This is a genomic window from Nocardiopsis sp. iso_237 (assembly GCF_056173345.1).
This window is the reverse complement of sequence record NZ_CM149669.1, coordinates 3,612,102-3,636,757: the sequence shown is the minus strand read 5'-3', so window position 1 is coordinate 3,636,757 and position 24,656 is coordinate 3,612,102. Positions and strand designations below refer to the sequence as shown.

Sequence of the window (24,656 nt, the reverse complement as noted above, 5' to 3'; positions counted from 1 at the left end):
CCGTACACGACGACGTGAGGAGGACCCCGCCCATGAGTCAGCGTGAGGAGAGGGAGCACCCGGACGGCGACCGGACCGCGCCCGGCCCTCCCTCCCGGCTGTCGCCGAGACGACTGTTACCCGCGGCCCTCCGGCGGACCCGGGCCCTGCGGACGCGCCTGAGGCGGCGGGCCCGAGCACGGCCGCGGACCGAAGGGCCCTCGGTCTCCGGCATCCTCCGGGAGCGCTACTTCCCCGAGGGCGGGGGAGCCCCGTGGCACGTGCGCGCGCGGGCCTGGGCGGTCTACGTCGCGCTGACCCTCCTCGCGGGCCTGGCCGGGTTCGCGGGCACCTACGTCTACGACCTGTGGTCCACGGAGGCGCGGCTCCGCGAGCAGAGGGAGGCGGAGCGGGCCCTCGACCGGGACGACGCGCCCTTCACCAGCGCCGTCACCTACGACACCACGTCGTTCGAGTCGTTCAGCGTCGTCCTGGACCGCCCGCTGACAGCCGAGGAGGGCCGCACGCTCCAGGCCACCCCCGCCTCGGAGGTCTGGGACTTCCTCCGTCCCCTCGGCGGGCGGATGATCCCCATCCCCACGGGGTCCGGGTCCGCTCCCGACCGGGAGGGCTGGACGGGCGGAACGGGAGGGTACGGCACGGCGGTGTTCACGATGAACCTCATGTCCGCGCGCACCTCCCAGCTCAGCATCGTGGACATGAGCCCCGTGAACGTGTCCTGCTCGGACCCCACCGCCGTCACCGTCGTCCACCAACCACCGGCCGGGGCCGAGTCCTACCCGGGCGTGGTCGTGGACCTGAACCACCACGACCCGATGCTGTACATCACCGACGAGGGGCCGGACCAAGGCGAGCCCTTCTTCAACCGCAGGAGGATCGACCTCGGGGGCGGACTGGAACCGGGCGGACTCCGGGTGGAGGCACAGGTGACGGGAAAGTCCTGCGAGTGGGAGATCGAGGCGCGCTACCTCGACGCCCGGCAGAACGGTGGCGAGGTCATCCTCCGCGACGGCGATCGCCCTTTCCTCGTCGACGTCCCGCCGAGCCGACCGGTGCAGTACTGGCTGGCGGGCTACGCCTTCCCCGACGCGGGGGGCCGGACCTTCGTGCCGTGCCACGAGACACCGGAGGAGTTCGGCTGCGCGACCGGCCTGGGGGTCGAGGCGGCGGACTGACCCGAACCGGGGCACCCTCACCCCGTGAGGTCGGGGATGACCCTCGGCCCCACCCGGCGCACGTAGTCGCGGAACAACGCCACCGCCGGGGGTTCGTAGCCACCGCCCGACCCCGCCTCGGGCCAGACCACCCCCACCGGACGCTCCGCCCGCCCGTCCCGGATCTCCAACTCCACCGTCCCCACCAGTGCCCCCTTCGGCCGGGCGGGCAGGACCGACACCCCCAGACCCGCCGCCACCAGGCCCCTGGCCGTCGCGATGTCGTCGGCCTCGAACGCCACCCGTGGCGTGAACCCCGCCTGGTCGCTGAGCCGGTCCGTCAGGTGCCGGACCCCGCGCCCCGGCTTGAGCAGGATGAACTCGTCGCGGACCGCGGCCAGGGACACGGCGCCCCCGCCCGCCAGCGCATGGTGCTCGGGCACCACCAACCGCAGGTACTGCGTGTGCAGCACCGCCGAGACCAGCCCCGGCCCCGACGGCAGCGGAGAGGTCAGCGCCAGGTCCGCGCCGCCCGAGGCCACCCGGCGCAACGACTCCGCCCACGCCTCCTGGGTCAGGGTGAACCGCACCCCCGGATGCTCGGCGCGGAACCCCCGCAACAGCACCGGCACCACCTCCACCCCCAGCGTGGGCAGGAAGGTCAGCGCCACCCGGCCCTCCTCCGCGCCCGTGAGTTCGGCCACTCCCTGCCGAAGATCGTCCAGGGCGCGCTCCACGTGCGGCAGGAGCAACCGGCCGGCCCGCGTCAACCGGACGCCCCGACCCGTGCGCTCCACCAGCGCCATCCCCAGCTCCTCCTGCAAACGGGACAAGGCCCTGCTCAGCGTGGGTTGGGGCATGTCCAACGCCTCGGCCGCGTGGGTGATGTGCTCGGTCCGGGCGACCGCCGAGATCATCCGCAACCGGGGTACCAGGGTCCGGGTCAACGCCTCCACATCCGGATCATTCATACGCATCAGTATGCAACAACGTGAAACCATGCATTGGACGTATGAAAGCGGTCTTCCTAGCGTTGAGGCATGACCGTGACCAGCAGTTCCCCCACGAACCTCGACCCGCGCCCCCGCGCGGGCACGGCCGCCTACCGGCGCACGGTCATCGCCCTGGTGGCGGCCGCCGTGGCCACCTTCGCCCAGCTGTGGTCCGTCCAACCGATCCTGCCCGCCATCGCGGACGGCTTCGACACCTCCGCAGGGCAGGCCGCCCTCGCCGTCTCCCTGTCCACGGGCGGCCTGGCCGGGTTCACCCTGATCTGGAGCGGTGCCGCCGACCGCGTCGGCCGCGCCCGCGTCATCGCGCTCTCCCTGCTGCTGGCCACCCTCCTGGGCGCCGCCGTGCCCTTCTCCACCGACCTCTGGACGCTCCTGCTCCTGCGCACCCTCCAGGGCGCCGCCCTCGGTGGAGTCTCGGCCGCGGCCGTGGCCTACCTGGCGGAGGAGATCCACCCCCGCGACGCACCCAAGGCCACCGGCCTGTACATCGCCGGGAACCCGCTCGGCGGTATGGGCGGCCGCCTCCTCGCCGGGTTCGCCGCCGACCTCGGCGGATGGCAGTGGGGGGTCGCCGCCAACACCCTCCTGGGCCTGCTCGCCCTCCTGGTGTTCGTCCTGGTGCTGCCCCGCCAGCAGTCCGGAGTGCGCACCCGGCCCAGCGCGACCGGTGACCGGATGGGGGCACGCCTCAAGGCGGCCATGACCACACGGGGACTCATCCCCATGTACGCCCAGGCCCTCCTGCTCATGGGCGCGTTCATGGCCGTGTACAACGTCCTCGGGTTCCGCCTCACCGACCAGCCCTTCGGCCTGTCGCAGGCGGTCGCGTCCCTGCTCTTCCTGTCCTACACGGCGGGGATGCTCGGCTCGGGCCTGGCGGGCTCGGCCACCCAGCGCTGGGGCCGGTACGGGGTCCTCACCACCGCCACACTGCTCCTGCTCGTCGGCCTGGGCGGGCTGTTCACCACCTCGGTGCTCCTGCTCCTGCTGGCCCTGCTCGTGCTGACCTTCGCCTTCTTCTGCGCCCACGCCACCGCCTCGGCCTGGGTGGGCTCCCACGCGCAACGGGGCCGCGCGCAGGCGGCTGCCGTCTACACGCTCGCCTACTACCTGGGCGCCAGCCTCTTCGGCTGGCTCGGCGGCGTCGTCTACGACGCGGTCGGCTGGAACGGCACCGTGGCCCTCGCGCTCACCCTCACCGCACTGGCGGGCCTGATCGCCCTGCGCCTGCGCCGCCTCCCCGCCCCCGACCACGCCTGAGCGGCACCGCGTCAGCCCAGGGGGCGCACCGTGAGGCACTGCTCAGCGGTCCCGACCTCACCGAGCCGGTCGTGCAGCACCGTGCTGGTCAGCCCCAGACCGGTGGGCCCGAACACCACCCGGGTGTCCAGGCCCACCCAGGGGCCCCGCGGCTGGCGGTGCAGGTGCACGGTGAGGTCCACGTTCGGGAACATCCACTCCGTGGGCGCCTGCCGCACGGCGACGCCGTTCGCGGTGTCCACCAGGGCCACGTAGGAGGCCACGGGACCGGCGTCCTCACCCTCGACGAGCTCCACCTCGGTCGTGAGCCAGGCCGTCCCACGGCCGCGCTCGGGCTCCCCGACCGGCCGGACGTCCAACGAGGCGATGTAGCCGCCCGGCCAGAGCGAGCTCATGTGCCGCCGTTCGAGGCCCTCCGGGTCCGGCAGCGGCGCGGCGGCCCCGCCCGCGACCTCCCGGGTGTCCCCCGGGGCGAGGAGCCAGGCCCGGGCCCGCACCAGCGTGCGGTCCCCGGCGTGGAGGCGGGCCTCCACCAGTTCGATGGTGCGCCCCGGACGCAGGGTCTCCACCTCCACGCGGCACTCGACCATCGGGAGCCTGCCCAGGATGTCGAAGGAGATCCGCGAGAGCAGCAGCCCCCTCCCCGCCGAGTGCGCCTCGATCACGTGCGTGATCAGCCCGCCCAGGGGGCTGAAGTGCTGTTCTGTGGTGTTCCAGGCGCCACTGACGTGTTCGGTGGGCAGGTACCGGTCCGTGTCCACCCGAACGAAGTACGCGTTCTGGCCCAAGGTGCTCTCCTGTACGACGGGTTCGTGCCACCAGCATCATCCACCACCGCCCGGACGCGCCCCTCCACGGAGGTGGGTTCCGGGCCATCCGAGGTGTCGGACCGTGGCCTCTGCCAAGGTGAGAACTTGGGCAAGCGCCTGCGAGCTGGGGCGTGAGTGGTTACTGTGGCCCCACTCGTCCCTGCGATCGTGAGGTAGCCCGATGGTTCACGAGTCGTTGTTCGGTCTTCCCGAACTCTCCCCGGTGCCGGTGGTGATGAGCCTCGACACCCAGGGGTACGAGCGGATGTGGAGCGGCAGAAGGACCCATGAGTTCCGGCGCCGGTTCCCCACCGGTGCGCCCGCCCAGTGGTTCGTGTACGTCACCGGGCCCGAGGCCCGGCTGTGCGCGGTGATCGACCTGGGAACCGCGATCGAGGGGTCCCCTCGGGAGATCGCGCGGATCGCGGAGCGGACGAGTCCGGGGGAGGGCGCCCTCGTGGAGGAGTACCTGGCCGGGGACGGCCGCGAGGTGGGGTACGCGATGCCCGTCCTCCGGGTGCGGGAGTTCCCGGGCTTCACCGACGCGGACCTGGACCGGATGCTCGACGGCTTCCGGCCGCCGGAGGAGCACGTGCTGGTCGAGGGGCACGTCGGCTGGCGGGCCGTGTGCGACAAACTGCTGTCCGGCGCCGTGGTGCGCGAGACCACCGCGTACTGACGCCCTCCGGTGGGGTAGATCCTCCTGGAAACGAGGAGGATCAATGCCGACGTGCGATCACGACTGGACTCCGGGGCCGAACGACGGGACCGAGCAGTGCTCGAACTGCGGAGCCATCCGGTCCCGGAACTACTGAGTTCCCACCGCCTGGACGGCGACGCGCTCGCAGTCCGTGCAGTCGTTCCGGCACGGGGCGCCGAAGTTGTTCATGCTCATGGACTTGCAACGGGCGCACACCAGACGTCTGCCTCCCGGCGGGTCGTGGCGCCACTCGTGATGTCCGCGGCGGCAGATCCCTGAGGGGAGGATACGGGTGGGGTCGCTCGTGCTCATGAGGACACCGTAACCGTGGAGCACACGGACCGGAAGGGCAGCTCCGGAACGTCACGGAATGCGCCGCATTCGAGGGTTGGGGAGATGTGCCCCACCGGCGGTCGCGGGACGGGACCGGAGTCCGGAACCCGTCCGCGCTGGTCGGAGCGGTTCCGCGGCGGGCGTGTCCGCACGTTCCTTTGCCCCGTGATGGCGACGACCCGCCCCTTGGAGGGAAAGGGTAGGAGAGACAGCCGAGTGCAAGTAGTTTAAGATTCAACTTGTTGTGGCCAGCCGGACGAGAAAGGGTGAAGGACATGGACGTGCGCCCCTCGGGGATTCACCACGTGACCGCGATCGCGAGCGACCCCCAGGCCAACGCCGACTTCTACCTGAACGCGCTGGGCATGCGCATGGTCAAGAGGACGGTCAACTTCGACGCCCCCGAGACCTACCACTTCTACTACGGTGACCGCGCGGGCAACCCGGGCACCATCATGACCTTCTTCCCCTGGCCCGACGCGCCCAAGGGCAGGATCGGCGCGGGCCAGGCCACCACCACGACCTTCTCCGTGCCCGAGGGCTCCCTGGGCTGGTGGGCCGACCACCTGGCCGCGTTGAACGTCCCCACCTCCCGCCCCGCCGAACGCGGCGAGGAGGACGTCCTCACCCTGCGCGACCCCGACGGCCTCCTCATCGAACTGGCGGCCAGCGCCGACCACCACGACACCGACCCCTGGGACGGGGGAGCGGTCCCCGTCGACCACGCCATCCGGGGCATCCGCGCCGTCACCCTGACCGAACACGACGCCGACGCCACGGCCCTGATGCTCGGTGACCAGCTCGGCTTCCACCTGGATGGCGAGGACGGCAACCGGATGCGGTTCCGGACCAACGACACCGGCGAGGGCGTCGGCACGATCGTGGACGTCCTGGCCGACCCGAAGGCCGAGCGCGGCATGGTCGCCGCCGGAACCGTCCACCATGTGGCCTACCGTGCCCCGGACACCCCCGTGCAGGAGTCCTGGCGCCAGCGCCTGGAGGACGACGGCGTGGGGGTCACCGAGATCCGCGACCGCACGTACTTCACCTCGATCTACTTCCGTGAGCCCGGCGGCGTGCTGCTGGAGATCGCCACCGACGGTCCCGGGTTCGACTACGACGAACCGCTCCTGGAACTGGGCCGCTCGCTGAAGCTGCCGCCGTGGCTGGAGCCCAGCCACGAGCAGATCGCCGCCCGCCTGCCGCGCGTGGAGGTCGACCAGTGACCCCGACCTCGGTCGACGACTTCGTCCACGTCTTCGAGCCGGCCACCGCTCCGGACGGGCCGACCCTGTTGCTCCTGCACGGGACCGGTGCCGACGAACACGACCTGCTGCCCCTGGGCCGCGCCCTGGCGCCCGGAGCCGCGCTGCTCTCCCCGCGTGGCAAGGTCGACGAGAACGGCATGAACCGCTGGTTCCGGCGGCTGCGGGAGGGCGTCTTCGACGTCGACGACCTCATCGAGCGCACCGCCGAGCTGGCGGGGTTCGTCGAGGCCGCCACCGCCGCCTACGACCTCGACCCCGAGCGGATCGTGGTGAGCGGCTTCTCGAACGGGGCCAACACCGGTGCGGGCCTGTTGCTGCTCAACCCCGGGTTGTTCGTGGGCGCGGCGCTGTTCGCGGGCGGTGCCCCGCTCCAGGGTCGTGAACCCGGGCCGGTGGACCTGTCGGGAACGCGCGTGTTCCTGGGCAACGGCGTGGCCGACCCCATCACCACCGTCGACCAGTCCCGGCTGCTCGCCTCCCAGCTGGGGGAGCGGGGCGCCGAGGTCCTGGTCCGCGAGCACCCCGGGGGACACCAGCTGACCCCGGAGGTGCTGGCCGAAGCCGGGGACTGGTTCGCCCGCGCGGGGTTCTGAGCCCGGGGGCCCTCGGGTCCCCGTATCGCAGCGGTGGCGCTCCCTGAACCCGGGCGTCACCGCTTCTCTTCGCCCGGGGTGAATCCACGCAGGCTGCTGCGGCGTTTCCATGTAAGGGGACCAACGCGCCGGGTCCGTACCAAAACGGTACACATCGGTGGCTAGATTGGCTCGCGCCCCGTTCCCCGTCATGGAAGACCGCTGATGAGCCACTCCCACACTGCGCAGATCCGGTGATGGACCCCGAAATCCTCGGACTGCTGTTGCTCGCCGCCGTCGCCGCGGGCTGGATCGACGCCGTCGTCGGAGGAGGGGGCCTGCTGCTGCTCCCCGCCCTCATGGTCGCCGCCCCCAACACGCCCCTGGCCACGCTGTTGGGCACCAACAAGCTCGGCGCCGTCTTCGGCACGACCTCCGCCGCCATCGCCTACGCCCGCAAGGTGCGGATCGACCGCCGGGTCGTGGTCCCCACCGCCGGGCTCGCCCTGCTGGGTTCCGGGCTGGGCGCCGCACTGGCCACCGCGCTCACCGCCGACGTGCTCAAGCCGATCATCATGGTCGTCCTGGCCGGGGTGGCCCTGATGGTGGTCTTCCGACCCGCCATGGGCACCTCACCCGACCCGGCCCTGCGCACCCGCAACCGGATCCTGGCCGTCCTGGCCCTGGCGGGGCTCGGTGTGAGCTTCTACGACGGCATCATCGGCCCCGGCACGGGCGTGTTCCTGATCGTCGCCTTCACCGCCGTGCTCGGCCTGGACTTCCTCCAGGCCTCGGCCTCGGCCAAGATCGTCAACGTGTGCACGAACATCGGCGCCCTGGTGGTCTTCGGGCTCGGTGGCCACGTGGACTGGCTGCTCGGCCTGGGATTGGCGGTCTGCACGATCCTGGGCGCCCAGGTCGGCGCCCGCATGGCCCTGCAACGGGGGTCGGGGTTCGTCCGCGCGGTGCTGCTCGTCGTGGTGCTCGCCCTGCTCGCCCGCATGGCCTGGGACGTCTTCGCCTGAGTTCCCGCCCGGACACGCCCCGGGGCCCGTTCGGCCACGGCCGCTCGGAGACTGTTCCGGGCGGCCGCCGCCATGTGGGGGTCCCCGACCCGGCGGAGCGGGAGCGGGTCCTCCTCGCCTCCCCGCGTAGCCGGGGCGGCGCCGGTGTGTCGGTGACGCCCTGTACAACGGAACGGACCGCACGCCGTGACCGTGAAGAGGCCCCCCGTGAACTTCCCCGCCCCGCCCCCGCCGCCCCACGACGAGACCGGGCGTGTGCCCGGCGCGCTGCTGATCCGTGGCGACTGCGACGACCAGGCCTGGAACGACGTGCTCGTCCGTATGGGCGAACTGCCCGGCATGGTCGCCCATGTCCCCGGGCAGCCCCTGCCCCCGGCCCAGGGGCCCATCCCCCGGCGCCTGCTCGTGGCCCAGGACCCCGCCAGGCGGGGTGTCGTCCCCGCGGAGGTGTTCCAGACCCTGAGCGGTGAGGGCGCCTGGCTTCCCGACCTGGTCCTGATCGCCGACGGCGGCACCACCCGCGATCCCGGCCTGCGCCCGCTCACGGCCTTTCTCCCCAGTGACGACGACCTCCACCGTTTCCGCGTCACGCCCCGCCAGGCGGCCATGACCTACCTGGTCACGCACCGCCCCAGCATCGAGGACACCCTGGATCACCACAGGGACCGCGGCGCCGCCGAGGTCGACCTCGAACCCGGCGAGTCCTACGAGGACTGGTCGGACGGCTCACCCCACCTGATGGGTGATGTCCTGGAGACGTCGGCCCGTCCACCCCACTACCGGCCGCCCGCCGCACCCCTGCCCGTGATCACCCAGAACAACTCGGGGCTGCTCGTGCGCACCGACTTCAGCGACGACCGCGCCTGGGCCGCGCTCGCGGCGAACGCGGACCGCCCCGACCCCCGGGTCGAGACCCCCGAGGACCACGTCCCCTACGTGCAGATCGTGGACGACCCGGCCTTCGCGGGGGCCACACCGGAACAGGTGATGGCGACCGTCCGCCAGAACGAGGACGACGAGGAGCCGGGCGAGGAGGTGGTGGTGATCGCCGACCGGGCCTCCATGGGCGGTTCCGAGCGCACCGTCCTGGTCGTCCCCCTGGGGGACAACGTCGGGTGGTCCTTCCGCCTGCCTCCGGAGGAGGTGCGGAGCATGGTCGCGAACCTCTTCGTCGGCAACAACGACCTCTCGGACTGGATGAACCAGGGCTCGCCGGACGGGCCGGCGGTCATGACGGAGAGGGAGAGGCGGTCCTGGCGGGGTTGGTGATCGAACCACCTCGTTCCCGGACTACACCGCCGGGTCCGTCCCACCGGTCAGGGCCGTGGTGACGTCCTCGATGATCCGGTGGGCGCCGTGGTAGTTGGCCGAGCCCCAGAAGTCGTGGTCCACCCGGTACAGCCGTTCTTCCTCGACCGCGTCCAGGTTGGCCCACAGGCCGTCGGAGAAGGTTCTGGGGGCGTCCGGGTACCCGGAACCGGCCATGACGAACACCGCGTCCCCGTCGGCCTGGTCGAGGTTCTCGTAGCTGTGCGGGACGAAGTCGGTGTCGCCCTCGCCCTCCAGCTGGGTGTCGGGGCGGGCGAAGCCCAGGTCCGCCACGATCTGCCCCGGGAACGACTCCGGTGTCTCCAGGCGGATCTCCGTGTCGCTCTGCAACCGCACCAGGGACAGCTCGGTACCGGCCGGGTCCACACCGGCCCCGGCCAGGTCGGCGCGGGCCCGTTCGATCGCGGTGTCGTAGGCGGCCACCGCCTCCTCGGACTCCGCCTCGGCGTCCAGGATCCGGGCGACCTGCTCCAGGTGGCCGCGCCAGGAACCGGTGCCCTCCCACTCCAGCAGTACCGTGGGCGCGATCGCCTCCAGGTTGTCCAGCATCCCGGCCTGGGTGCCGTTGGGCGTGCTCACCCCGATGATGAGGTCGGGCGCCGCCGTGGCCAGCTCCTCGATGTTGACGTCGTCCTCGACCGGTGAACTCGTGACCAGGGTCAGTTCGGCGCCGTCCACGTCATCGGGTAGGAAGGGAGCGAGTCCCTGGTCGGCCTCTCCGGGGGTGCCCATGGTGCCGACCGCGTCGTGGCCCAGCAGGGTGAGGGCCGCGAGGGTGGGGCGCCAGAGCACGGCGATGCGCTCGGGGGAGTCGGGGATCTCCACGGTGCCGTTGGCTCCCTCGACCGTCCGGGTGTCCCCGCCCCCGCCGGGGCTACCGCCGTCGGTGCCGCAGGCGGTCAGGGCCAGGGTCCCGACGAGGGCGAACACGCTCAAGGGACGTAGCGGGCGTGTGAGTTCGGGCATCTGAGGGGACCCTTCCGTGCGAACGTGAGGTAGGTAAGGCTAACCTGTCCGGGTGGGTTTTGGCCGATTCCGACCAGGACCTCCGCGACGCTCCGCCGGTTCCACCACGGGCGAGCCTCATCACCACCCACCAGCACCCAGTAAGACGAACGGGGAACCCGTGGCCCTGCGCGCGACCGCACCAACGCGCCCCACCCTCACCAGACGCGTCATTCGCCCCATCGGCCTCCTGGCCGCCCTGGGCGTCCTCGCCCTGTGCGCGCTCCTCAGCGTCACCGTCGGGGCCAAACCCATCCCCGCCGCCGACGTGTGGGCCGCCCTGACCTCCTACGACGGCTCCTACGACCACGACGTGATCCGCACCCTGCGGGTTCCCCGGACGATCATCGGGATCTTCGTCGGCGCCGCCCTCGGCCTCGCCGGGGCCCTGATGCAGGCCCTGACCCGCAACCCCCTGGCCGAACCCGGCATCCTCGGCATCAACTCCGGTGCCGCCGCGGCCGTGGTCGTGGCCGTCTTCGTGTTCGGCGCCAGCGGCTCCGCCCTGGTCTGGCCCGCCTTCCTCGGCGCGGCCCTGGCGGCGATCGCCGTCTACGCCCTGGGGTCACGCGGTCGCGCCAGCGCCACCCCCGTGCGCCTGGCCCTGGCCGGGACGGCGCTGGCCGCCGTCCTCCAGGGCATCATCTACGGCGTCATCGTCCTCAACGACTTCGTGTTCGACCGCATCCGGTTCTGGCAGGTCGGATCGCTGACCGGACGCGACCTCGACCTCTTCCTCCAGGTCGCCCCCTTCCTGGTCGTCGGCATCCTGGTCACCCTGGCCCTGGGCCCCTCGCTGAACGCCATGGCCCTGGGAGACGACCTGGCCGCCACCCTGGGCGCCAAGATCCCCCTGATCCGGGCCGGCACCGCCGTGGGCGTCATCCTGCTGTGCGGCGCCGCCACCGCCGCCGCCGGACCCATCTGGTTCGTGGGCCTGATCATCCCCCACGCCGCCCGTGTGATCACCGGCCCCGACCAGCGCTGGCTCCTGCCCTACGCGGCGGTCCTGGGCGCCATCCTGCTCACCGCCGCCGACACCGTGGGACGCGTCATCCTGCCCAGCTCCGAACTCGAGGTCGGCATCATCACCGCACTCGTCGGGGCGCCCCTGTTCATCGCCCTGGTCCGCAGCAGAAAGATGGCCCAGCTGTGAGTGACACCCTGACATCCCGACCGCAGACCGCGTCCGCGCGCCTCACCCCGCGCGGGACCCGCGCCTGGCGCTCGCGCGGCGGCCGGATCTCCCTCCTGGTGCGCCCGCGCACCCTCGTGATCAGCCTGGCGCTGATCGCCGTCACCCTGGCGACCCTGGTGGTGTCGGTCGCGGTCGGTGACTACGAGATCCCGCTCTCGGCGGTGCCCGGCGCCCTCCTGGGGTACGGCGAGCGCCTGGACGTGTTCTTCGTGCAGGGTGTGCGCCTGCCCCGGGCCCTGACCGCGATCGGTGTGGGCGCCGCCCTGGGTATCGCCGGAGCCGTCTTCCAGAGCCTGTCCCGCAACGCGCTGGGCAGCCCCGACATCATCGGGTTCACCTCCGGAGCCGCCACCGGTGCCGTGGCCGCCATCCTCATCCTGGGCGCCGGTCGGCTGGTGGTCTCCCTGGGGGCGATCGCGGGCGGGCTGATCACCGCCGGGGTGGTCTACCTGCTGGCCATGAAGAACGGGGTCCAGGGGTACCGGCTGGTCCTGGTTGGCATCGGCATCAGCGCCATGCTCGCCTCGGTGCGCGACTACCTCATGACCCGCGCCGACCTCACCGACGCCCTGGGCGCGCAGATCTGGATGATCGGCAGCCTCAACGGCCGGGGGTGGAGCGAGACGGCGGCGGTGTGGATCGGCCTGGTCGTGCTCGCCCCGATCATCTTCGCCGTCGGACAGCGCCTACGCTTCCTGGAACTGGGCGAGGACACCGCCCGGGGACTGGGCGTGAACGCGCAGTCCACCCAGATCATCGCCCTGGCCGCCGCCAGCGCCCTGACCGGCGCGGCCATCGCCGTCGCCGGACCCATCGGGTTCGTGGCCCTGGCCGCGCCCCAGCTGGCCCGGCGCCTGACCCGTACCGGCGGCACCACCCTGGTCGGGGCCGCCCTGATGGGCGCCGCGCTGCTGGTCCTGGCCGACCTCGTCGCCATGCGCCTGATGGCCCCCACCCAGTTGCCCGTGGGTGTCGTCACCGCCGTCATCGGCGGCAGCTACCTCATCTGGCTGCTCTACACCGAATGGCGCGGCGGCCGGGCCTGACCGGCCGCGCACCGCATCCTGTTCCGAGCAGCCACCGCCCAGCCCCACCCGAAAGAGAACGATGACCGACGACGCCAGCAACCGCCTCTCGGGCCAGGACCTCACCCTGTCCTACGACCAGCGCGTCATCTCCCGCGACCTGGCCGTGCGCATCCCCGACAACTCCTTCACGGTCATCGTCGGACCCAACGCGTGCGGCAAGTCCACGCTGCTGCGGGCCCTGTCGCGCACGCTCAGGCCCGCGCAGGGCAACGTGCTCCTGGACGGGCAGGCGATCAGCTCCTACCCGGCCAAGGAGGTCGCGCGCCGTCTGGGCCTGCTGCCGCAGTCGTCCATCGCCCCGGACGGTATCGGTGTGGCCGACCTCGTGGCCCGGGGCCGCTTCCCGCACCAGAGCTTCCTGCGTCAGTGGTCGGCGCAGGACGAGGCCGTGGTCACCGAGGCGATGGCCGCCACCGGGGTCGGCGCGCTGGCCGACCGGTCCGTGGACGAACTCTCCGGCGGTCAGCGCCAGCGGGTGTGGCTGGCCATGGTCCTGGCCCAGCAGACGCCGTTGCTGCTGCTGGACGAGCCCACCACGTACCTGGACATCGCCCACCAGATGGACATGCTCGACCTGTGCGCCGACCTGCACGCCGAGCAGGGGCACACGCTGGTCGCGGTCCTGCACGACCTCAACCACGCCTGCCGCTACGCCACGCACCTGATCGTGATGAAGGACGGTGAGATCGTGGCCGAGGGGGATCCCGCGACGGTGGTCACCGCCGACCTGGTGGAGAAGGTGTTCGGGCTGCCGGTGCGGATCATCCCCGACCCCGAGACCCACACGCCGATGATCGTCCCGGTCGACCGCCGGGGGAAGGCCCGCGACCACCACTGAGCGGCAGCCCGGGGACCCTCCGCCGCCGGGTGAGGGGCCGGGACCCCTCACCCGCCCCGGGACCGCGTCCGTTCAGCGCTTCAGCAGGCTCCGCAGCTCAGCCACCACCCCGGCCGGGTCCTGTTCGGCCATGAAGTGCCCGCTGTCCACCGTCGTGTGCCGCAGGTCGTCGGCCCACGCCCCCCACAGCGCGGCGGCGTCGTACCCCAGGGCCGCGCCCCAGTCCTGCTGGAGCACCGTCACCGGCATCTCCAGGCGCCGCCCGGCGGCCCGGTCGGCCTCGTCGTGCTCGACGTCGATCCCGGCCGAGGCGCGGTAGTCGGCCACGATCGAGTCCACCGCCCCGGCGCTGGCGTCCAGGTAGGCGCGGCGCACCTCCTCGGGGACGGCCCCCGGCTCGGTGGCCCACGCGTCCAGGAAGTACCCGAAGAACTCCTCCGCGCTGGCGGCGATCATCCGCTCGGGCAGCCCCGGCGGCTGGGCCATCAGGTACAGGTGGAAGCCGACCGCGCCGCGCACCCCGTGCAGCGCCTCCCACATGTCCAGGGTCGGCAGCACGTCCAGGCTGGCCAGGTGCGAGACCGTCCCGGGGTGGTCCAGGCCCGTGCGTACGGCCACCAGCGCCCCGCGGTCGTGCCCGGCCAGCGCGAACCGCTCGTGCCCCAGGACCCGGGCCAGCTCGACCACGTCCGCGCCCATGGTCCGCTTGGAGTACACCTCGGGCCCGGTCGCCTCGGGCTTGTCGCTGTCGCCGTAGCCGCGCAGGTCGGGGCAGATCACCGTGTGGTCCGCCGCCAGGTCGGCGGCCACGTGCCGCCACATCAGGTGGGTCTGCGGGAACCCGTGCAGCAGCACCAGGGGCGGCCCCGACCCCCCGACCGCCGCGTTCAACGACACCTCGGGGGCCACCCGCACCCGCTCGTACTCGAATCCCTCGATGACCGGAGCCATGGGTCAACCTCTCACTCGTTTTCGGGAACCCACCCAGCCTGTCGCCCACCGATGAGCAACGGATGAGTGAACGCCCCGGGCTCCGCACGGCACGGGGCCGCCGCATCGGTGACCAGGCGGTACGTTGACCTCGGACCACACGACCGACGGGGGAGGCACACCGGTGCGGGTCAGCTTCGGGGTACTCGGCCCCGTCACCGCCTGGGACGGGGCCGGAGACGAGCTCGCCCTGCGCGGACCACGTCATCGCGCGGTCCTGGCCCGGCTGATCGTCGCCCGACGACGCGTCGTACCCGTCGAACTCCTCGTCGACGACCTGTGGGAGGGCGCCCCGCCCGCCGGTGCCACCAGCGCCGTGCGCACCTTCGTCGCCGCGCTCCGCCGCTCCCTGGAACCCGACCGCCCACCACGCGCCCCCGCCGCCCTGCTGACCACCCGGGGTCCCGGCTACGCCTTGGACGCCGCCCCGGACACCGTCGACGCCTGGCTGTTCGAGGACCGCCTCCGCCGCGCCGCCACCCTCCCGCCCGAACCGGCCCTGACACTCCTCCAGCAGGCCCTGGAGCCCTGGCGCGGGCCCGCCTACGCCGACTTCCCCGAAGCCCCCTGGGCCCGCACCGAACGCGCCCGCCTGGCCGAACTGCGGCTGGGCGCCCTCGAACACCTCGCCCGGGTCCGGCTCGACCTCGGCCGGGCGGCCCAGGCCGTCCCCGACCTGGACGCCCACGTGGCCGAACACCCCTGGCGGGAGGACGCCTGGCGTCTGCTCGCCCTGGCCCTGTACCGCACCGGACGCCAGGGGGACGCCCTCGCCGTGCTCCGCCGGGCCCGCACCCTGCTGGTGGAGACTCTGGGCGTGGACCCCGGCCCCGCCCTGCGCCGTCTGGAACAGGACATCCTGCGCCAGGACGCCGTCCTCGAACCCGATCCCCCCGGAGAGCCGCGCCCCGACGCGGGCTCCGCCCCCGGCGACCAGCTGTGGAACCGGGCGGCCGACGCCTACCAGCGCGTCACTCCCGGCGTGCGGGGCCGGCTCGAATCCACCGTCAACCTGCTGCGGGACCTCGCCGTCACCGGCCCCGAAGGACTCCAGAGCGCCCGAGCGCAGCGCCTGGCCGCCGTCACCGCCGCTGAGGAGCTCGGAGACCCCCTCCTGACCGCGAGGGTGATCGGCGCCTACGACGTCCCCGCCAACTGGACGCGGGTGGACGACCCCGAACAGTCCGCCCGGGTGGTCGCCGCCGCCGAACGCACCCTGGCGGCGCTGCCCGACACCGGACACGACGGCGCCCGCGCCCGACTGTCGGCCACCGTCGCGCTGGAGTCACGCGGCACCCGTGGTTCCCGCGGGCCCGAGGCGGCCGCCGAGGCCGAGCGGCTCGCCCGGGACCTGGGCGAGCCCACCCTGTTGGCCTTCGCCCTGAACGCCCGCTACATGCAGACCTTCCACCGGACCGGACTGGCACCCGAGCGCGACGCCCTGGGCGCCGAGCTCGTCACCCTGGCCACCCGGCACGACCTGGTCACCTTCCGGATCCTGGGCCACCTGATCCGGGTGCAGTCCCTCGCCGCGCTGTCCGACTGGACGGGGGCGGACCACCACGCCCACACCGCGTGGGAGCTGGGGGAGCGGCACGAACGCCCGCTGACCGGGGTCTTCGTGCGCTGGTACCGGGCGTTGCGCGCCGCCGCCGACCCCGATGTCCCCTTCGAGAGCGCGTCCGGCGCCCTGCGTGACGCCGCGTCCGCGCTGCGGGGTTCGGGCATGCCGGGCCTCGAACACGGGTGGGAACCGCTGGCTCGGTTGTGTCTGCGTCTGCGGCACGGTCTGCCCGCCCCCACGGACGCGGGTGTCGACTACGGACCCCACGCACCCTGGGTGCGCCCTCACGTGCTGCTCGCCCGTCACCGGTACGACGAGGCCGCCGCCGCGCTCGCGCGCCTGCCGGAGTCGCCGCGCGACCTCCTGCTGGAGGCCAGGTGGGCGCTGGTGGCCCGGGCCGCGGTGGCACTGGGGGACCGGCCCGCCATGCGGCGGGCCCTGAGGGCGCTCACCCCGGCCGTCGCGGAGGGGGCGGGGGCCCAGACCGGCATGCTCACCCTGGGCCCGGTCGCGGAGCACCTGGACGACCTCCGGCGCGCCCTGAACACCTGATGCGGATATTCGGTGCATTTGGGACTTCTTGGCTCCATCCCCGGGGGCTGAACACCAAAACCCTCAACCTTTGACTTGAAGATCCAAGTCGAAGGACACCGCGCGGGAGCACCACCCGGGTGGCGGGGGCCGAAGCCCCCGCCACCCGGCTAGGCCCCCGACAACTCCAGACGCAACACCAACGACACCAGCTCCACCACGACCTCCTTGACCGACTCCCGGTCACGGGCGTCACACAGCAGCACCGGAACACCGTCGGCCACGTCCAACGCCACCCGCACGTCCTCCGCGCGGTGCGTGCGCTGACCGTCGAAACAGTTCACCGCCACCACGAACGGCACCCCACGCGACTCGAAGAAGTCGATCGCGTCGAAGGAGTCGGCCAACCGGCGCGTGTCCGTCAGCACCACCGCACCCAACGCCCCCTGCGCCAACTCCTCCCACATGAACGAGAACCGCCGCTGACCCGGCGTCCCGAACAGGTACACCACCGTCGACCCGTCCAACGTGATCCGACCGAAGTCCAACGCCACCGTCGTCGTGGTCTTGCCCTCCACACCGTCCAGATCGTCCACACCCACGCTCTCGGAGGTCATCACCTCCTCGGTGTGCAACGACTCCACCTCACTCAACGCCGAGACCAGCGTCGTCTTGCCCGCCCCGAAACCACCCGCGACCACGATCTTCAACGTGTCCGGAACGGGACCACCCTGGGCCACCGAGCCCTCCATCAACACCTCACAACTCCCGGATGCGTTCCAGCACGGAACGCAACGTCCGCGCGTCCGGCCGCTGCCTCTCCCAGTCCGAGGTGTGCACCACCACCAGACCCTGATCCAACAGATCCGCCAACAGAACCCGCAACACCCCCAACGCGAACCCCGAACGCGAAGCCACCTCCGCCACCGACACCGGCCGCGCACACAGCGACAGGATCAGCTCCAACTCCGGGTCCACCTCCCGCCGCTCCACCGACGGAACCGCCACCACCTGCGAAGTCATCGAGAAGTCCGACCGCGAGGGACGCGTGCGACCCCCCGTCAACGAGTACGGGCGAATCAGACTCGACTCGACCGACCACCCCTCCTCCGCAAGCCCCGGACTCATCCCTCACCTCCCCGCCTCCGGGGCAACGCCGACAGGTACGGCCCCACCTGCCGCACCAGACGGTTCACCTCGAAGGCCGCCTGCCCCATGTCGCACGAGGCGTCGGCCACCAACGCCAGCTGAGCCCCCTGCCCGGCGGGCAGCACGAAGAAGAACACGTTGTCCATCTCCACCACGCACTGGCGCACCTCGGCCGCGCCCACCTGCGCACGCGCGCCCCGCGCCAGGCTCGCGAACCCCGACGCGATCGCCGCCAGCCGCTCACCCTCCTCACGCCCCACACCCGCCGAACACGACAACGGCAACCCGTCCGCCGACAACAGCAGCGCCTGCCGCGCCCCCGCCACCCGCTCCACCAGGTCGCCCATCAACCAGTCCAGCCTCTGCCCCGCGGACGCCCCGTCCACGCCGTTCCGACCCTCAGCCGTGGTCCCAGCCGACACCGACATCACCCTTCCGCACTCTCACCGTGGTGCGTCCCCTGCTCGGGCGCACCCTCCGCCAACCCAGCACCGGAGGACTCCGCGCGACCGCGTTCCGTACCGGCCTGGAAGGAGCTCATCATCGACCTGATCTCCGACAGCGACCGCTGCCCCCCGGTGACCTCGGGAGCCCCGGAACCGGCCTCGTCGCCGCTCCCGACCTCGGCCACACCCGGGGCCGGGGGAGGGGCCGCCCGTCGGCGCTGACGCACGGGCAACCCCATGTAGGTCCCACCCGCAGTGGGGGAGGGGACCGGCCCACCCGCTCCCTCCCGCCCGTCCTCACCGCCGAGGCCGCCGTCGTTCCCGGGGCGCACCCGCCGGTCCAGCGCCGGAGCGCCGACGTTCGGCACCACGGAGACCGGCCCCGGGGAGGGAGGTTCCCCGTCCGCCACGGCGTCCCCACCGCTCCTCGGACCCACCAGATCCGCGCGGCGCAGGGGCCCCGTCGGGCCCTCGCGCGCCACCAGCACCCGCTCCGGGAGACGAACCTGCGCCCGCGTGCCCTGGTACGGCGAGGCCCGCAGCTCGACCACGAACCCGTGCCGCGACGCGATGGTCGCCACCACGAACAACCCCAGCTGGGAGTCCTCCCGCATCCGCGCCAGATCGAACCGGGGCGGCTCGGCCAGCAACGCGTTGGCGGACTCCAGCTGGCCGACGGTCATGCCCAACCCCTCGTCCTCGACCTCGACCAGACAGTCGCCGCCCTCCAGCGTCCGACCGCTCACGGACACCTCCGTCCCCGGGGGCGAGAACGACGCCGCGTTCTCCAACAGCTCCGCGACCAACCGCACCAGATCCGACCCCGCCTCACCGGGCAACGACACCCGGGGCAGCGCCAGCACCCGAACCCGGGCGTAGTCCTCGATCTCACCGGCCGCGGCCCGCACCGCCTCGTGCAACCCCACCGACCCGCCCCCAGGACGGGAGGGCCGGTCACCGCTGAGCAGCATCAGGTTCTCGGCGTTGCGGCGCATCTGCGTGCTGAAGTGGTCGATCCGGAACAGGGACTCCAACACCTTGGGGTCGGTCTCGGTCCGCTCCAACCGGTCCAACAGCGACAGCTGACGGTGCACCAACGACTGCGTCCGCCGCGTGATGTTCCGGAACACGTTGCGCACCCCCGCCCGGACCTGCGCCTCCTCCACCGCCGCCACCACAGCGGCCCGTTGCGCGTCGTCGAACGCCTCGGCCACCTGCCCGAGCTCGTCACGGCGCCCACCCTTCAGACGGGGCGCCTCCGCGTCCACGTCCACGCTCTCGCCCGCGCGCAGCCGCGCGGTCACCTGTGGCAGCCGGAACCGGGCGTGGTGCAGGGTGTGCGTGCGCAGGTCCTGGAGCCTGCGCCCCAGGCGCTGCGAACCGGTCACCGCCACCACGACCGAGGCCAGGGCCACCGCCAGGGCGAGGACACTCATGAGCAGCACGCTCAGGAGCAGGTCACGGGAGTGGGCGTGGCCCGTCTCGACGATCTGCGCCATCCGTGCGCGCTCGACCGCGCGCAGGCGCTCCTCCAGGTCTCCGGTGGCGTCGCTCCAGCTGCGGGGGTCGACCGGTACGCGGGCGTCGGGTCCGCCGGGGTTGCCGATGACGATGTCCTGGAGGCTGTACACGGAACGCTTCTGGGAGGAGCCGTTGAGCTCGGTGTAGTCCTGGCTGCGCTGGCTGCCGGTGGCGGGCTCCACCTGGGTCCAGGTGTGGCGCTGGGCGCCCGCGGCGGACGCGAACCGGGTGTGGGCCTGGGCAGTGAAGGAGCCGGTGGCGACGGAGTGGGTCAGGACGGCGTCCTGCTGGCTGAGGTACTCGCGTGAGCGCAGCAGGGACGTGAGGGAGCGCAGGTGGGGGGAGAGGGCGACGTCGGTCCGGTCGACCTGGGCGTCCCAGATCTCCAGTCCCGACTCGATCATGCGGTGGTAGGGCTGGGCGGCCACCTCCAGGGCGTCCACCTCGGGTTCCAGGTCGTCGACCACCTCGGTGCGGTGGCGTTCCAGGAGGTTGAGCTGGCCTTGGAGGGCGAGGACCTCGCGGGGCAGGTCACCGCGGCCGTACCGGCTCAGGGCCCGGTCGAGCTCGCGGGCGCTCCGGTCGGTGGCGTCCCGGGCGGCGTTGAGCTGGTCCAGGGCGCCGCGCGTGGGCCGGTGGGTGGTGGCCATGGTGGCGCGCCGCTCCCACTGGAGGTGGGTGACCACGTCCACGACGGGCTGGCCGACCTCGTCTATGAAGGCCGTGGTGGCGTTCAGGTCCCGGATGTCGGTGGCCAGGACGGTGCTGAGGACCGCCCACAGGGCCAGCAGGGCGGTGCTGGGGATGAGCACCAGGCTGACCATGCGGGCGCGAAGCGAGGAGCGCTTCTCGATGGGCATGGGCTCGCTTCCGGGGGGAGGGGCGCGCGTGGCTGCGGGGGTCAGCCGGTGGGGGGAGAGGGGGTGGGGTTTCCCAGAGCTAACCGCTCTGAGGGGGGATTTGCAAGGTTTGCGGGGTGGCCGGATGCGGATGTGACGGTAAGGACGCAGGTCATCTCGCGGGGCTACCAGAGGCGTGTCGTCACGATCTCTATAAATCTACGTCGTAAAGGTGTCGCGCCCTTTCAGGGAAAAGCAACACCAACACCCCAAAGGAGCGGCTCACGCCGCACCGAACAACCCAGGGTTCGCCGTGTCCGGCGCGTCCTGCGGGAGGCCGCTCGGCGTAGGGGGCGTCCCCCGTTGGTGACGCGCGGGGGAGCGGCCGGTTCCGGCCACTCACCGATTGGCACCGAAACCGGCACCGTCGGTCAGGGATCACTCACGGAGGGGAACGGGCTGTCCGTGAACCGTGCTCGGCGCTCGAACCGCCAACGGTGAACCCGGATTGAGCCCCACGGCTCGCCAGGCCCGGTCACCCGGCCCGGAACTGCCCCCTGCGCCCGTTCTGGGCGGGGCCTTCTCGTGTTGTGGGTGGGGGCGGTGTGGGTAAGGGGGCGGGGACGGAGTTCGTGGTGAGTGAGTTGGGGGAGCGATGGCTGTTCTGAGTGAGGAAGAGATCCGTGACGGGTTGGAGCGGTTGGCGGGTTGGGAGTGGGACTCCGAGGGGGCGGTGATCCGTCGTTCGGTGCGGTTGGTGGGTTTCCTGGAGGCGGTGGCGTTGGTGAACGAGGTGGCGCAGGCGGCCGAGCAGGCGGGGCACCATCCGGACATCGACGTCCGTTACGACACGGTGCGGTTGGCGTTGAGTACGCACGACGAGGGCGGTGTGACGGAGAAGGACATGGCTTTGGCGGCCCGGGTGGACGAGTTGGTGGAGGGTACGGCGCGGGTGGCGGAGTGAGGCGCGCCTCGCGCTGTCGGGCTCACCCTGGTTGACCGCGGTCGCGGGGACGCGTGTGACCGTGCGGCCGGTGTCCTGGCCCACGGTCTCCTGCGGTGCGCCGTCGGGGAGCCCCCGGCCGTGCGGTCCCTGGGGGTCCGGGCGGGGGCGCCGGGCGTTCAGCGTAGGCGGGCTCTGCGCATCTTGCCGGAGGCCGTGCGGGGGAGCTCGTCGATGAAGTCCACGGTGTGGGGTGCGGCGTGGGGGGCGAAGCGGGCGCGGACCCATTCGCGGAGTTCCTCGGCGAGCTCGGGTGTGCCGGTGTGTCCTGGGGCGAGGACGACGCGGGCGCCGACGAGGTGTCCGGCGAGGTCGTCCGGGATGGCGTAGACGCCGCTTTCGTCGACGGCGGGGTGGGTGTTGAGGACGGCTTCGACCTCGGTGGGGCCGATGCGGTAGCTGCGGGTGATGATGGCGCCGTTGTCGCGGGTGGAGAAGTGCAGGTTGCCCTGGCGGTCCATGATGCCGGTGTCGCCGGTGAGGTGGTAGGTGCGTTCGGGGGAGAAGCGGATGTCGGCGGTGTTCTCGTAGCCGAGGTAGCCGTCGAACCAGTCGAGGGGGCTGTGGGCGCGGTCGATGGCGATGCGGCCGTAGGCGCCCAGGGGGGCGGGTTCGTCGGTGATGGCTTCGAGGACCCGGATGTCCCAGCCGGGGAGGGCGGGGCCGATGGCTCCGGGGGGTGCGGTGGTGGCGGGGTCGGGGAGGTCGCCGTTGGGGAGTCCGGCGCACCAGCCGAGTTCGGTCTGGCCGTAGTGGTCGCGGACGGGGACGCCGAAGAGGTCGGTGGCCCAGTCGATGACGTCGGGGGAGAGGGGTTCTCCGGCGCTGGCGAGGCGTTGGACGACGATCTCGGGCGGGAGGGTCTTGGTGGCGGCGCGGAGGGTGCGGTAGGTGGTGGGGTCGGAGGCGAAGTTGGTGACCTGGTGGAGGCCGAGGACGTCGAGGGTGAGTTCGGGGTCGAAGAATCCGGCGCGAAGGGCGAGGGAGTTGTGTCCGGCGAGGAGGGGGGAGATGAGGCCGTGGTAGAGGCCGTAGGCGGAGCCGGGGTCGGCGGTGTTCCAGTAGACGTCGTCGTCGTGTACGCCGAGGCCGAAGTGGTGGTAGGCGTGCATGGCGGACAGGGCGCGGGCGGGGACGCGGACGCCTCGGGGCGGGCCGATGAGGTTGGAGACGTAGACGGTGGCGATGTCGCCGTCGCCGGTGGTGGTGTGGGGGGTGGTGTGTGGGGGGTGTTGGCTGAGGGTGGTGAGGGTGTGGTCGCCGTCGCGGAGTGGTTGGGGTCCGGTGGTGGCGATGGTCCAGGTGGGGTGGGTGGGTGTGTGGGGGGTGGGGTCGAGTTTGGTGCGGTATTCGTCGGCGCAGATGACGAGGCGGGTGCGGGAGTCGGTGAGGCGTTGGGTGATGGCTGAGGGGGCGAAGGAGGAGAGGAGGGGGACGAGGACCGCGCCGAGGCGCCAGGCGGCGAGGGCGGTGATGGTGAGGTCGATGCCCCTGGGGATGAGGGTGGCGATGCGGTCGCCGGGTTGGATGCCGTGGTGGGCGAGTCCGGTGGCGAGGGTTTTGGAGCGTTCGCGGAGTTGGCCGTAGGTGAGGGTGGTGGGTTCGAGGGTGGGGCCGATTTCGGTGGTGGCGATGGTGTGGGGGTCGTGGCGGTCGCAGAGGAGGTGGGCCACCGACGTGGTGGGGGTGTCGTAGGTGGCGATCCAGTCGCGCAGGAGTTGCGCTGGGTCGGACATCGGTGGTGTTCCTCGTTTTCGGTGGGTGTGGTGTTGCTTGGTGGGTTACTACAACACTATGCGCACGCGGTGGCGTGTTGTGGGTCTGGTCTCATCGGGGGTGGGTGAACCGGGGTCGGTTCGGTGGTTTTGGGGTGTTTGGGGTTGGTGTGCTTCTTCCCTTGGGGCGGGTGGGGGCGACAGGATGTGCGCATGGACAGTGCGCGTGTGGTGGAACGGTTCGGGCTCGACGCTGGTGTGCGGGAGTGGTTGGAGGCCTGCGAGGCGTTGCCGGAGCCGGAGGTGGGGTTGAGGGTTCCCTCGGGGGTTGAGGCCGCCGAGGTGTTGGACATGTTCGTCCTGGCCGACGACGACCGTGCGGAGCTGGAGGCGTCGTGGCCGGGCGAGGGGTGGCCCGAGGAGCTGTGGTATCTGGTCGGGTGCATGTACCGGCGGTTGTGGGCGGACGCGGACCTGCCGGTGGGGGTGTGGCGGCCCTGGCCGACGTTGGTGGGTGCCGAGGACGCGCGGGTGCGGGTGGCGTCGTTGTGGGCGTTCGCGGCGATGGTTCCGGAGCAGTTGCGGCGGCACGCCTCGCGGGGGATCGACCGGTCGGTGACGGTGGCGTCCCTGGCTGACGTGGGTGTTCAGGTGCGGCGGTCGCGGTGGTTGTTCGGCCGGTTGAGTCTGGAGACGGCGGCGTGGGTGGCGGCGCAGTTCCGTGGGCGGTTGTTCTGGGTGGGGGGTCTCCAGCTGGAGCCGGCGCTGTTGGGGGACCAGGGGCCGGTGCGTTGGTACTCCGAGGAGGAGGCCGCCGCGCTGGGCGCGGGGTTGGCGCCGGGTGACCCTGTGCTGCGGCTGCACATCCCCTCGGGTGGGTTGGACCCGGACGCGGTGAGCGAGGCGTTGGCGCTGGCGGGGCCGTTCGCGCGGGAGCAGTTGGGGTTGGATCCGTTGGTGGCCACGTGTACGTCGTGGTTGTTGGACCCGTGGTGGGGGCGGGTGTTGGGGGAGGAGTCCAACATCGTGCGGTTCCAGCGCAGGTTCACGTTGGTCGACGAGGGTTCGCCGGGGGAGGGTGACGTGTTCCGGTTCGTGTTCGGGATGCCTCGGGTGGAGGTGGAGCGGGCGCCGCGTCGGACCCGGTTGGAGCGTGCGGCGTTGGAGCGGTTGGAGTCGGGTGCGGGGTTGAGGGTGTGCACGGGGTGGTTGCGGCTGCCGTGATCGCGTGAGTGTGGGGGCCTGCCCTGTGGGGGTGGGCCCCTTTTCGTGTTGGTGGAGGTGTGGATCCGTCCTGGGCGGTGTC

At 72.2% G+C, this 24,656-nt stretch carries 23 protein-coding genes; 13 read left to right on the top strand and 10 right to left on the bottom strand.

Features of this window, described 5'->3' with window-relative positions; genetic code table 11:
• Window positions 1-32 precede the first annotated feature (32 nt).
• On the top strand, window positions 33-1,175 hold the full coding sequence (locus AC0VYM_RS16790) for a hypothetical protein (protein ID WP_475453181.1): 1,143 nt from the start codon (window positions 33-35) through the stop codon (window positions 1,173-1,175).
• A gap of 17 nt (window positions 1,176-1,192) precedes the next feature.
• Here the strand turns inward: AC0VYM_RS16790 and AC0VYM_RS16785 are convergent, their stop codons facing one another.
• On the bottom strand, window positions 1,193-2,125 hold the full coding sequence (locus AC0VYM_RS16785) for a LysR family transcriptional regulator (RefSeq protein ID WP_475453179.1): 933 nt from the start codon (window positions 2,123-2,125) through the stop codon (window positions 1,193-1,195).
• A 69-nt stretch (window positions 2,126-2,194) separates the two neighbouring features.
• Here AC0VYM_RS16785 and AC0VYM_RS16780 point away from each other — a divergent pair, with 69 nt between their 5' ends.
• Window positions 2,195-3,427, top strand: coding sequence for an MFS transporter (locus AC0VYM_RS16780; RefSeq protein WP_475453177.1), 1,233 nt, complete (start codon window positions 2,195-2,197; stop codon window positions 3,425-3,427).
• A gap of 11 nt (window positions 3,428-3,438) precedes the next feature.
• Here AC0VYM_RS16780 and AC0VYM_RS16775 read toward each other — a convergent pair whose 3' ends face one another.
• Window positions 3,439-4,215 carry a thioesterase family protein gene (locus AC0VYM_RS16775; protein ID WP_475453175.1) on the bottom strand — a complete coding sequence of 259 codons (777 nt, stop codon included), beginning with the start codon at window positions 4,213-4,215 and terminating at the stop codon, window positions 3,439-3,441.
• A gap of 202 nt (window positions 4,216-4,417) precedes the next feature.
• Here AC0VYM_RS16775 and AC0VYM_RS16770 point away from each other — a divergent pair, with 202 nt between their 5' ends.
• A complete protein-coding gene (locus AC0VYM_RS16770; protein ID WP_475453173.1) occupies window positions 4,418-4,915 on the top strand; it encodes a hypothetical protein in 498 nt (165 codons plus the stop codon).
• A gap of 129 nt (window positions 4,916-5,044) precedes the next feature.
• On the opposite strand, the gene AC0VYM_RS16765 is transcribed toward AC0VYM_RS16770, so the two are convergent.
• A complete protein-coding gene (locus AC0VYM_RS16765) occupies window positions 5,045-5,248 on the bottom strand; it encodes a hypothetical protein (protein WP_475453171.1) in 204 nt (67 codons plus the stop codon).
• 296 nt (window positions 5,249-5,544) lie between these two features.
• Between AC0VYM_RS16765 and AC0VYM_RS16760 the strand changes: the two genes are divergently transcribed.
• The 4 genes from AC0VYM_RS16760 to AC0VYM_RS16745 all read left to right on the top strand — a co-directional run bounded on the left by AC0VYM_RS16760 (window position 5,545) and on the right by AC0VYM_RS16745 (window position 9,403).
• A complete protein-coding gene (locus tag AC0VYM_RS16760; protein ID WP_475453169.1) occupies window positions 5,545-6,495 on the top strand; it encodes a ring-cleaving dioxygenase in 951 nt (316 codons plus the stop codon).
• On the top strand, window positions 6,492-7,130 hold the full coding sequence (locus tag AC0VYM_RS16755; protein ID WP_475453167.1) for an alpha/beta hydrolase: 639 nt from the start codon (window positions 6,492-6,494) through the stop codon (window positions 7,128-7,130). The genes AC0VYM_RS16760 and AC0VYM_RS16755 overlap by 4 nt, the downstream gene beginning before the upstream one ends.
• A 236-nt stretch (window positions 7,131-7,366) precedes the next feature.
• The gene (locus AC0VYM_RS16750) at window positions 7,367-8,134 is read left to right on the top strand and encodes a sulfite exporter TauE/SafE family protein (protein ID WP_475453165.1); all 768 of its coding nucleotides are present in this window, start codon (window positions 7,367-7,369) and stop codon (window positions 8,132-8,134) included.
• Between the two features lie 207 nt (window positions 8,135-8,341).
• On the top strand, window positions 8,342-9,403 hold the full coding sequence (locus AC0VYM_RS16745; RefSeq protein WP_475453163.1) for a DUF6924 domain-containing protein: 1,062 nt from the start codon (window positions 8,342-8,344) through the stop codon (window positions 9,401-9,403).
• 21 nt (window positions 9,404-9,424) lie between these two features.
• Here AC0VYM_RS16745 and AC0VYM_RS16740 read toward each other — a convergent pair whose 3' ends face one another.
• A complete protein-coding gene (locus AC0VYM_RS16740; RefSeq protein WP_475453161.1) occupies window positions 9,425-10,429 on the bottom strand; it encodes an ABC transporter substrate-binding protein in 1,005 nt (334 codons plus the stop codon).
• Window positions 10,430-10,589: 160 nt separating this feature from the next.
• On the opposite strand from AC0VYM_RS16740, the gene AC0VYM_RS16735 reads away from it, so the two are divergent.
• The 3 genes from AC0VYM_RS16735 (at window position 10,590) to AC0VYM_RS16725 (ending at window position 13,592) form a co-directional block, all read left to right on the top strand.
• A complete protein-coding gene (locus AC0VYM_RS16735; protein ID WP_475453159.1) occupies window positions 10,590-11,624 on the top strand; it encodes a FecCD family ABC transporter permease in 1,035 nt (344 codons plus the stop codon).
• Complete coding sequence (locus AC0VYM_RS16730; protein ID WP_475453157.1) at window positions 11,621-12,712, top strand: FecCD family ABC transporter permease; 1,092 nt, start codon at window positions 11,621-11,623, stop codon at window positions 12,710-12,712. Before AC0VYM_RS16735 ends, AC0VYM_RS16730 begins: the two co-directional genes overlap by 4 nt.
• Before the next feature lie 61 nt (window positions 12,713-12,773).
• Window positions 12,774-13,592, top strand: a complete 819-nt coding sequence (locus AC0VYM_RS16725) for an ABC transporter ATP-binding protein (RefSeq protein ID WP_475453155.1) — start codon at window positions 12,774-12,776, stop codon at window positions 13,590-13,592.
• Between the two features lie 72 nt (window positions 13,593-13,664).
• Here AC0VYM_RS16725 and AC0VYM_RS16720 read toward each other — a convergent pair whose 3' ends face one another.
• Window positions 13,665-14,543, bottom strand: a complete 879-nt coding sequence (locus AC0VYM_RS16720) for an alpha/beta fold hydrolase (RefSeq protein ID WP_475453153.1) — start codon at window positions 14,541-14,543, stop codon at window positions 13,665-13,667.
• 163 nt (window positions 14,544-14,706) lie between these two features.
• Here AC0VYM_RS16720 and AC0VYM_RS16715 point away from each other — a divergent pair, with 163 nt between their 5' ends.
• Window positions 14,707-16,698 carry a BTAD domain-containing putative transcriptional regulator gene (locus tag AC0VYM_RS16715; protein ID WP_475453151.1) on the top strand — a complete coding sequence of 664 codons (1,992 nt, stop codon included), beginning with the start codon at window positions 14,707-14,709 and terminating at the stop codon, window positions 16,696-16,698.
• A gap of 149 nt (window positions 16,699-16,847) precedes the next feature.
• Here the strand turns inward: AC0VYM_RS16715 and AC0VYM_RS16710 are convergent, their stop codons facing one another.
• Genes AC0VYM_RS16710 through AC0VYM_RS16695 form a run of 4 tightly spaced genes read right to left on the bottom strand, consistent with a single transcriptional unit; the run spans window position 16,848 to window position 20,653 of the window.
• Window positions 16,848-17,429 carry a GTP-binding protein gene (locus AC0VYM_RS16710; RefSeq protein WP_475463067.1) on the bottom strand — a complete coding sequence of 194 codons (582 nt, stop codon included), beginning with the start codon at window positions 17,427-17,429 and terminating at the stop codon, window positions 16,848-16,850.
• 7 nt (window positions 17,430-17,436) lie between these two features.
• Complete coding sequence (locus tag AC0VYM_RS16705; RefSeq protein WP_475453149.1) at window positions 17,437-17,805, bottom strand: DUF742 domain-containing protein; 369 nt, start codon at window positions 17,803-17,805, stop codon at window positions 17,437-17,439.
• Window positions 17,802-18,254 (bottom strand): roadblock/LC7 domain-containing protein, encoded by a 453-nt coding sequence (locus AC0VYM_RS16700; RefSeq protein WP_475453147.1) that lies wholly within the window; start codon window positions 18,252-18,254, stop codon window positions 17,802-17,804. Before AC0VYM_RS16700 ends, AC0VYM_RS16705 begins: the two co-directional genes overlap by 4 nt.
• Complete coding sequence (locus AC0VYM_RS16695; protein ID WP_475453145.1) at window positions 18,254-20,653, bottom strand: sensor histidine kinase; 2,400 nt, start codon at window positions 20,651-20,653, stop codon at window positions 18,254-18,256. Before AC0VYM_RS16695 ends, AC0VYM_RS16700 begins: the two co-directional genes overlap by 1 nt.
• Window positions 20,654-21,287: 634 nt before the next feature.
• Between AC0VYM_RS16695 and AC0VYM_RS16690 the strand changes: the two genes are divergently transcribed.
• Window positions 21,288-21,596 (top strand): 4a-hydroxytetrahydrobiopterin dehydratase, encoded by a 309-nt coding sequence (locus AC0VYM_RS16690; RefSeq protein ID WP_475453143.1) that lies wholly within the window; start codon window positions 21,288-21,290, stop codon window positions 21,594-21,596.
• A gap of 158 nt (window positions 21,597-21,754) precedes the next feature.
• Here the strand turns inward: AC0VYM_RS16690 and AC0VYM_RS16685 are convergent, their stop codons facing one another.
• Window positions 21,755-23,371, bottom strand: a complete 1,617-nt coding sequence (locus tag AC0VYM_RS16685; RefSeq protein ID WP_475453141.1) for an AMP-binding protein — start codon at window positions 23,369-23,371, stop codon at window positions 21,755-21,757.
• Window positions 23,372-23,563: 192 nt separating this feature from the next.
• Between AC0VYM_RS16685 and AC0VYM_RS16680 the strand changes: the two genes are divergently transcribed.
• Window positions 23,564-24,574: an acyltransferase domain-containing protein gene (locus AC0VYM_RS16680; protein ID WP_475453139.1), complete on the top strand. Its 1,011-nt coding sequence runs from the start codon at window positions 23,564-23,566 to the stop codon at window positions 24,572-24,574.
• Window positions 24,575-24,656 lie beyond the last annotated feature (82 nt).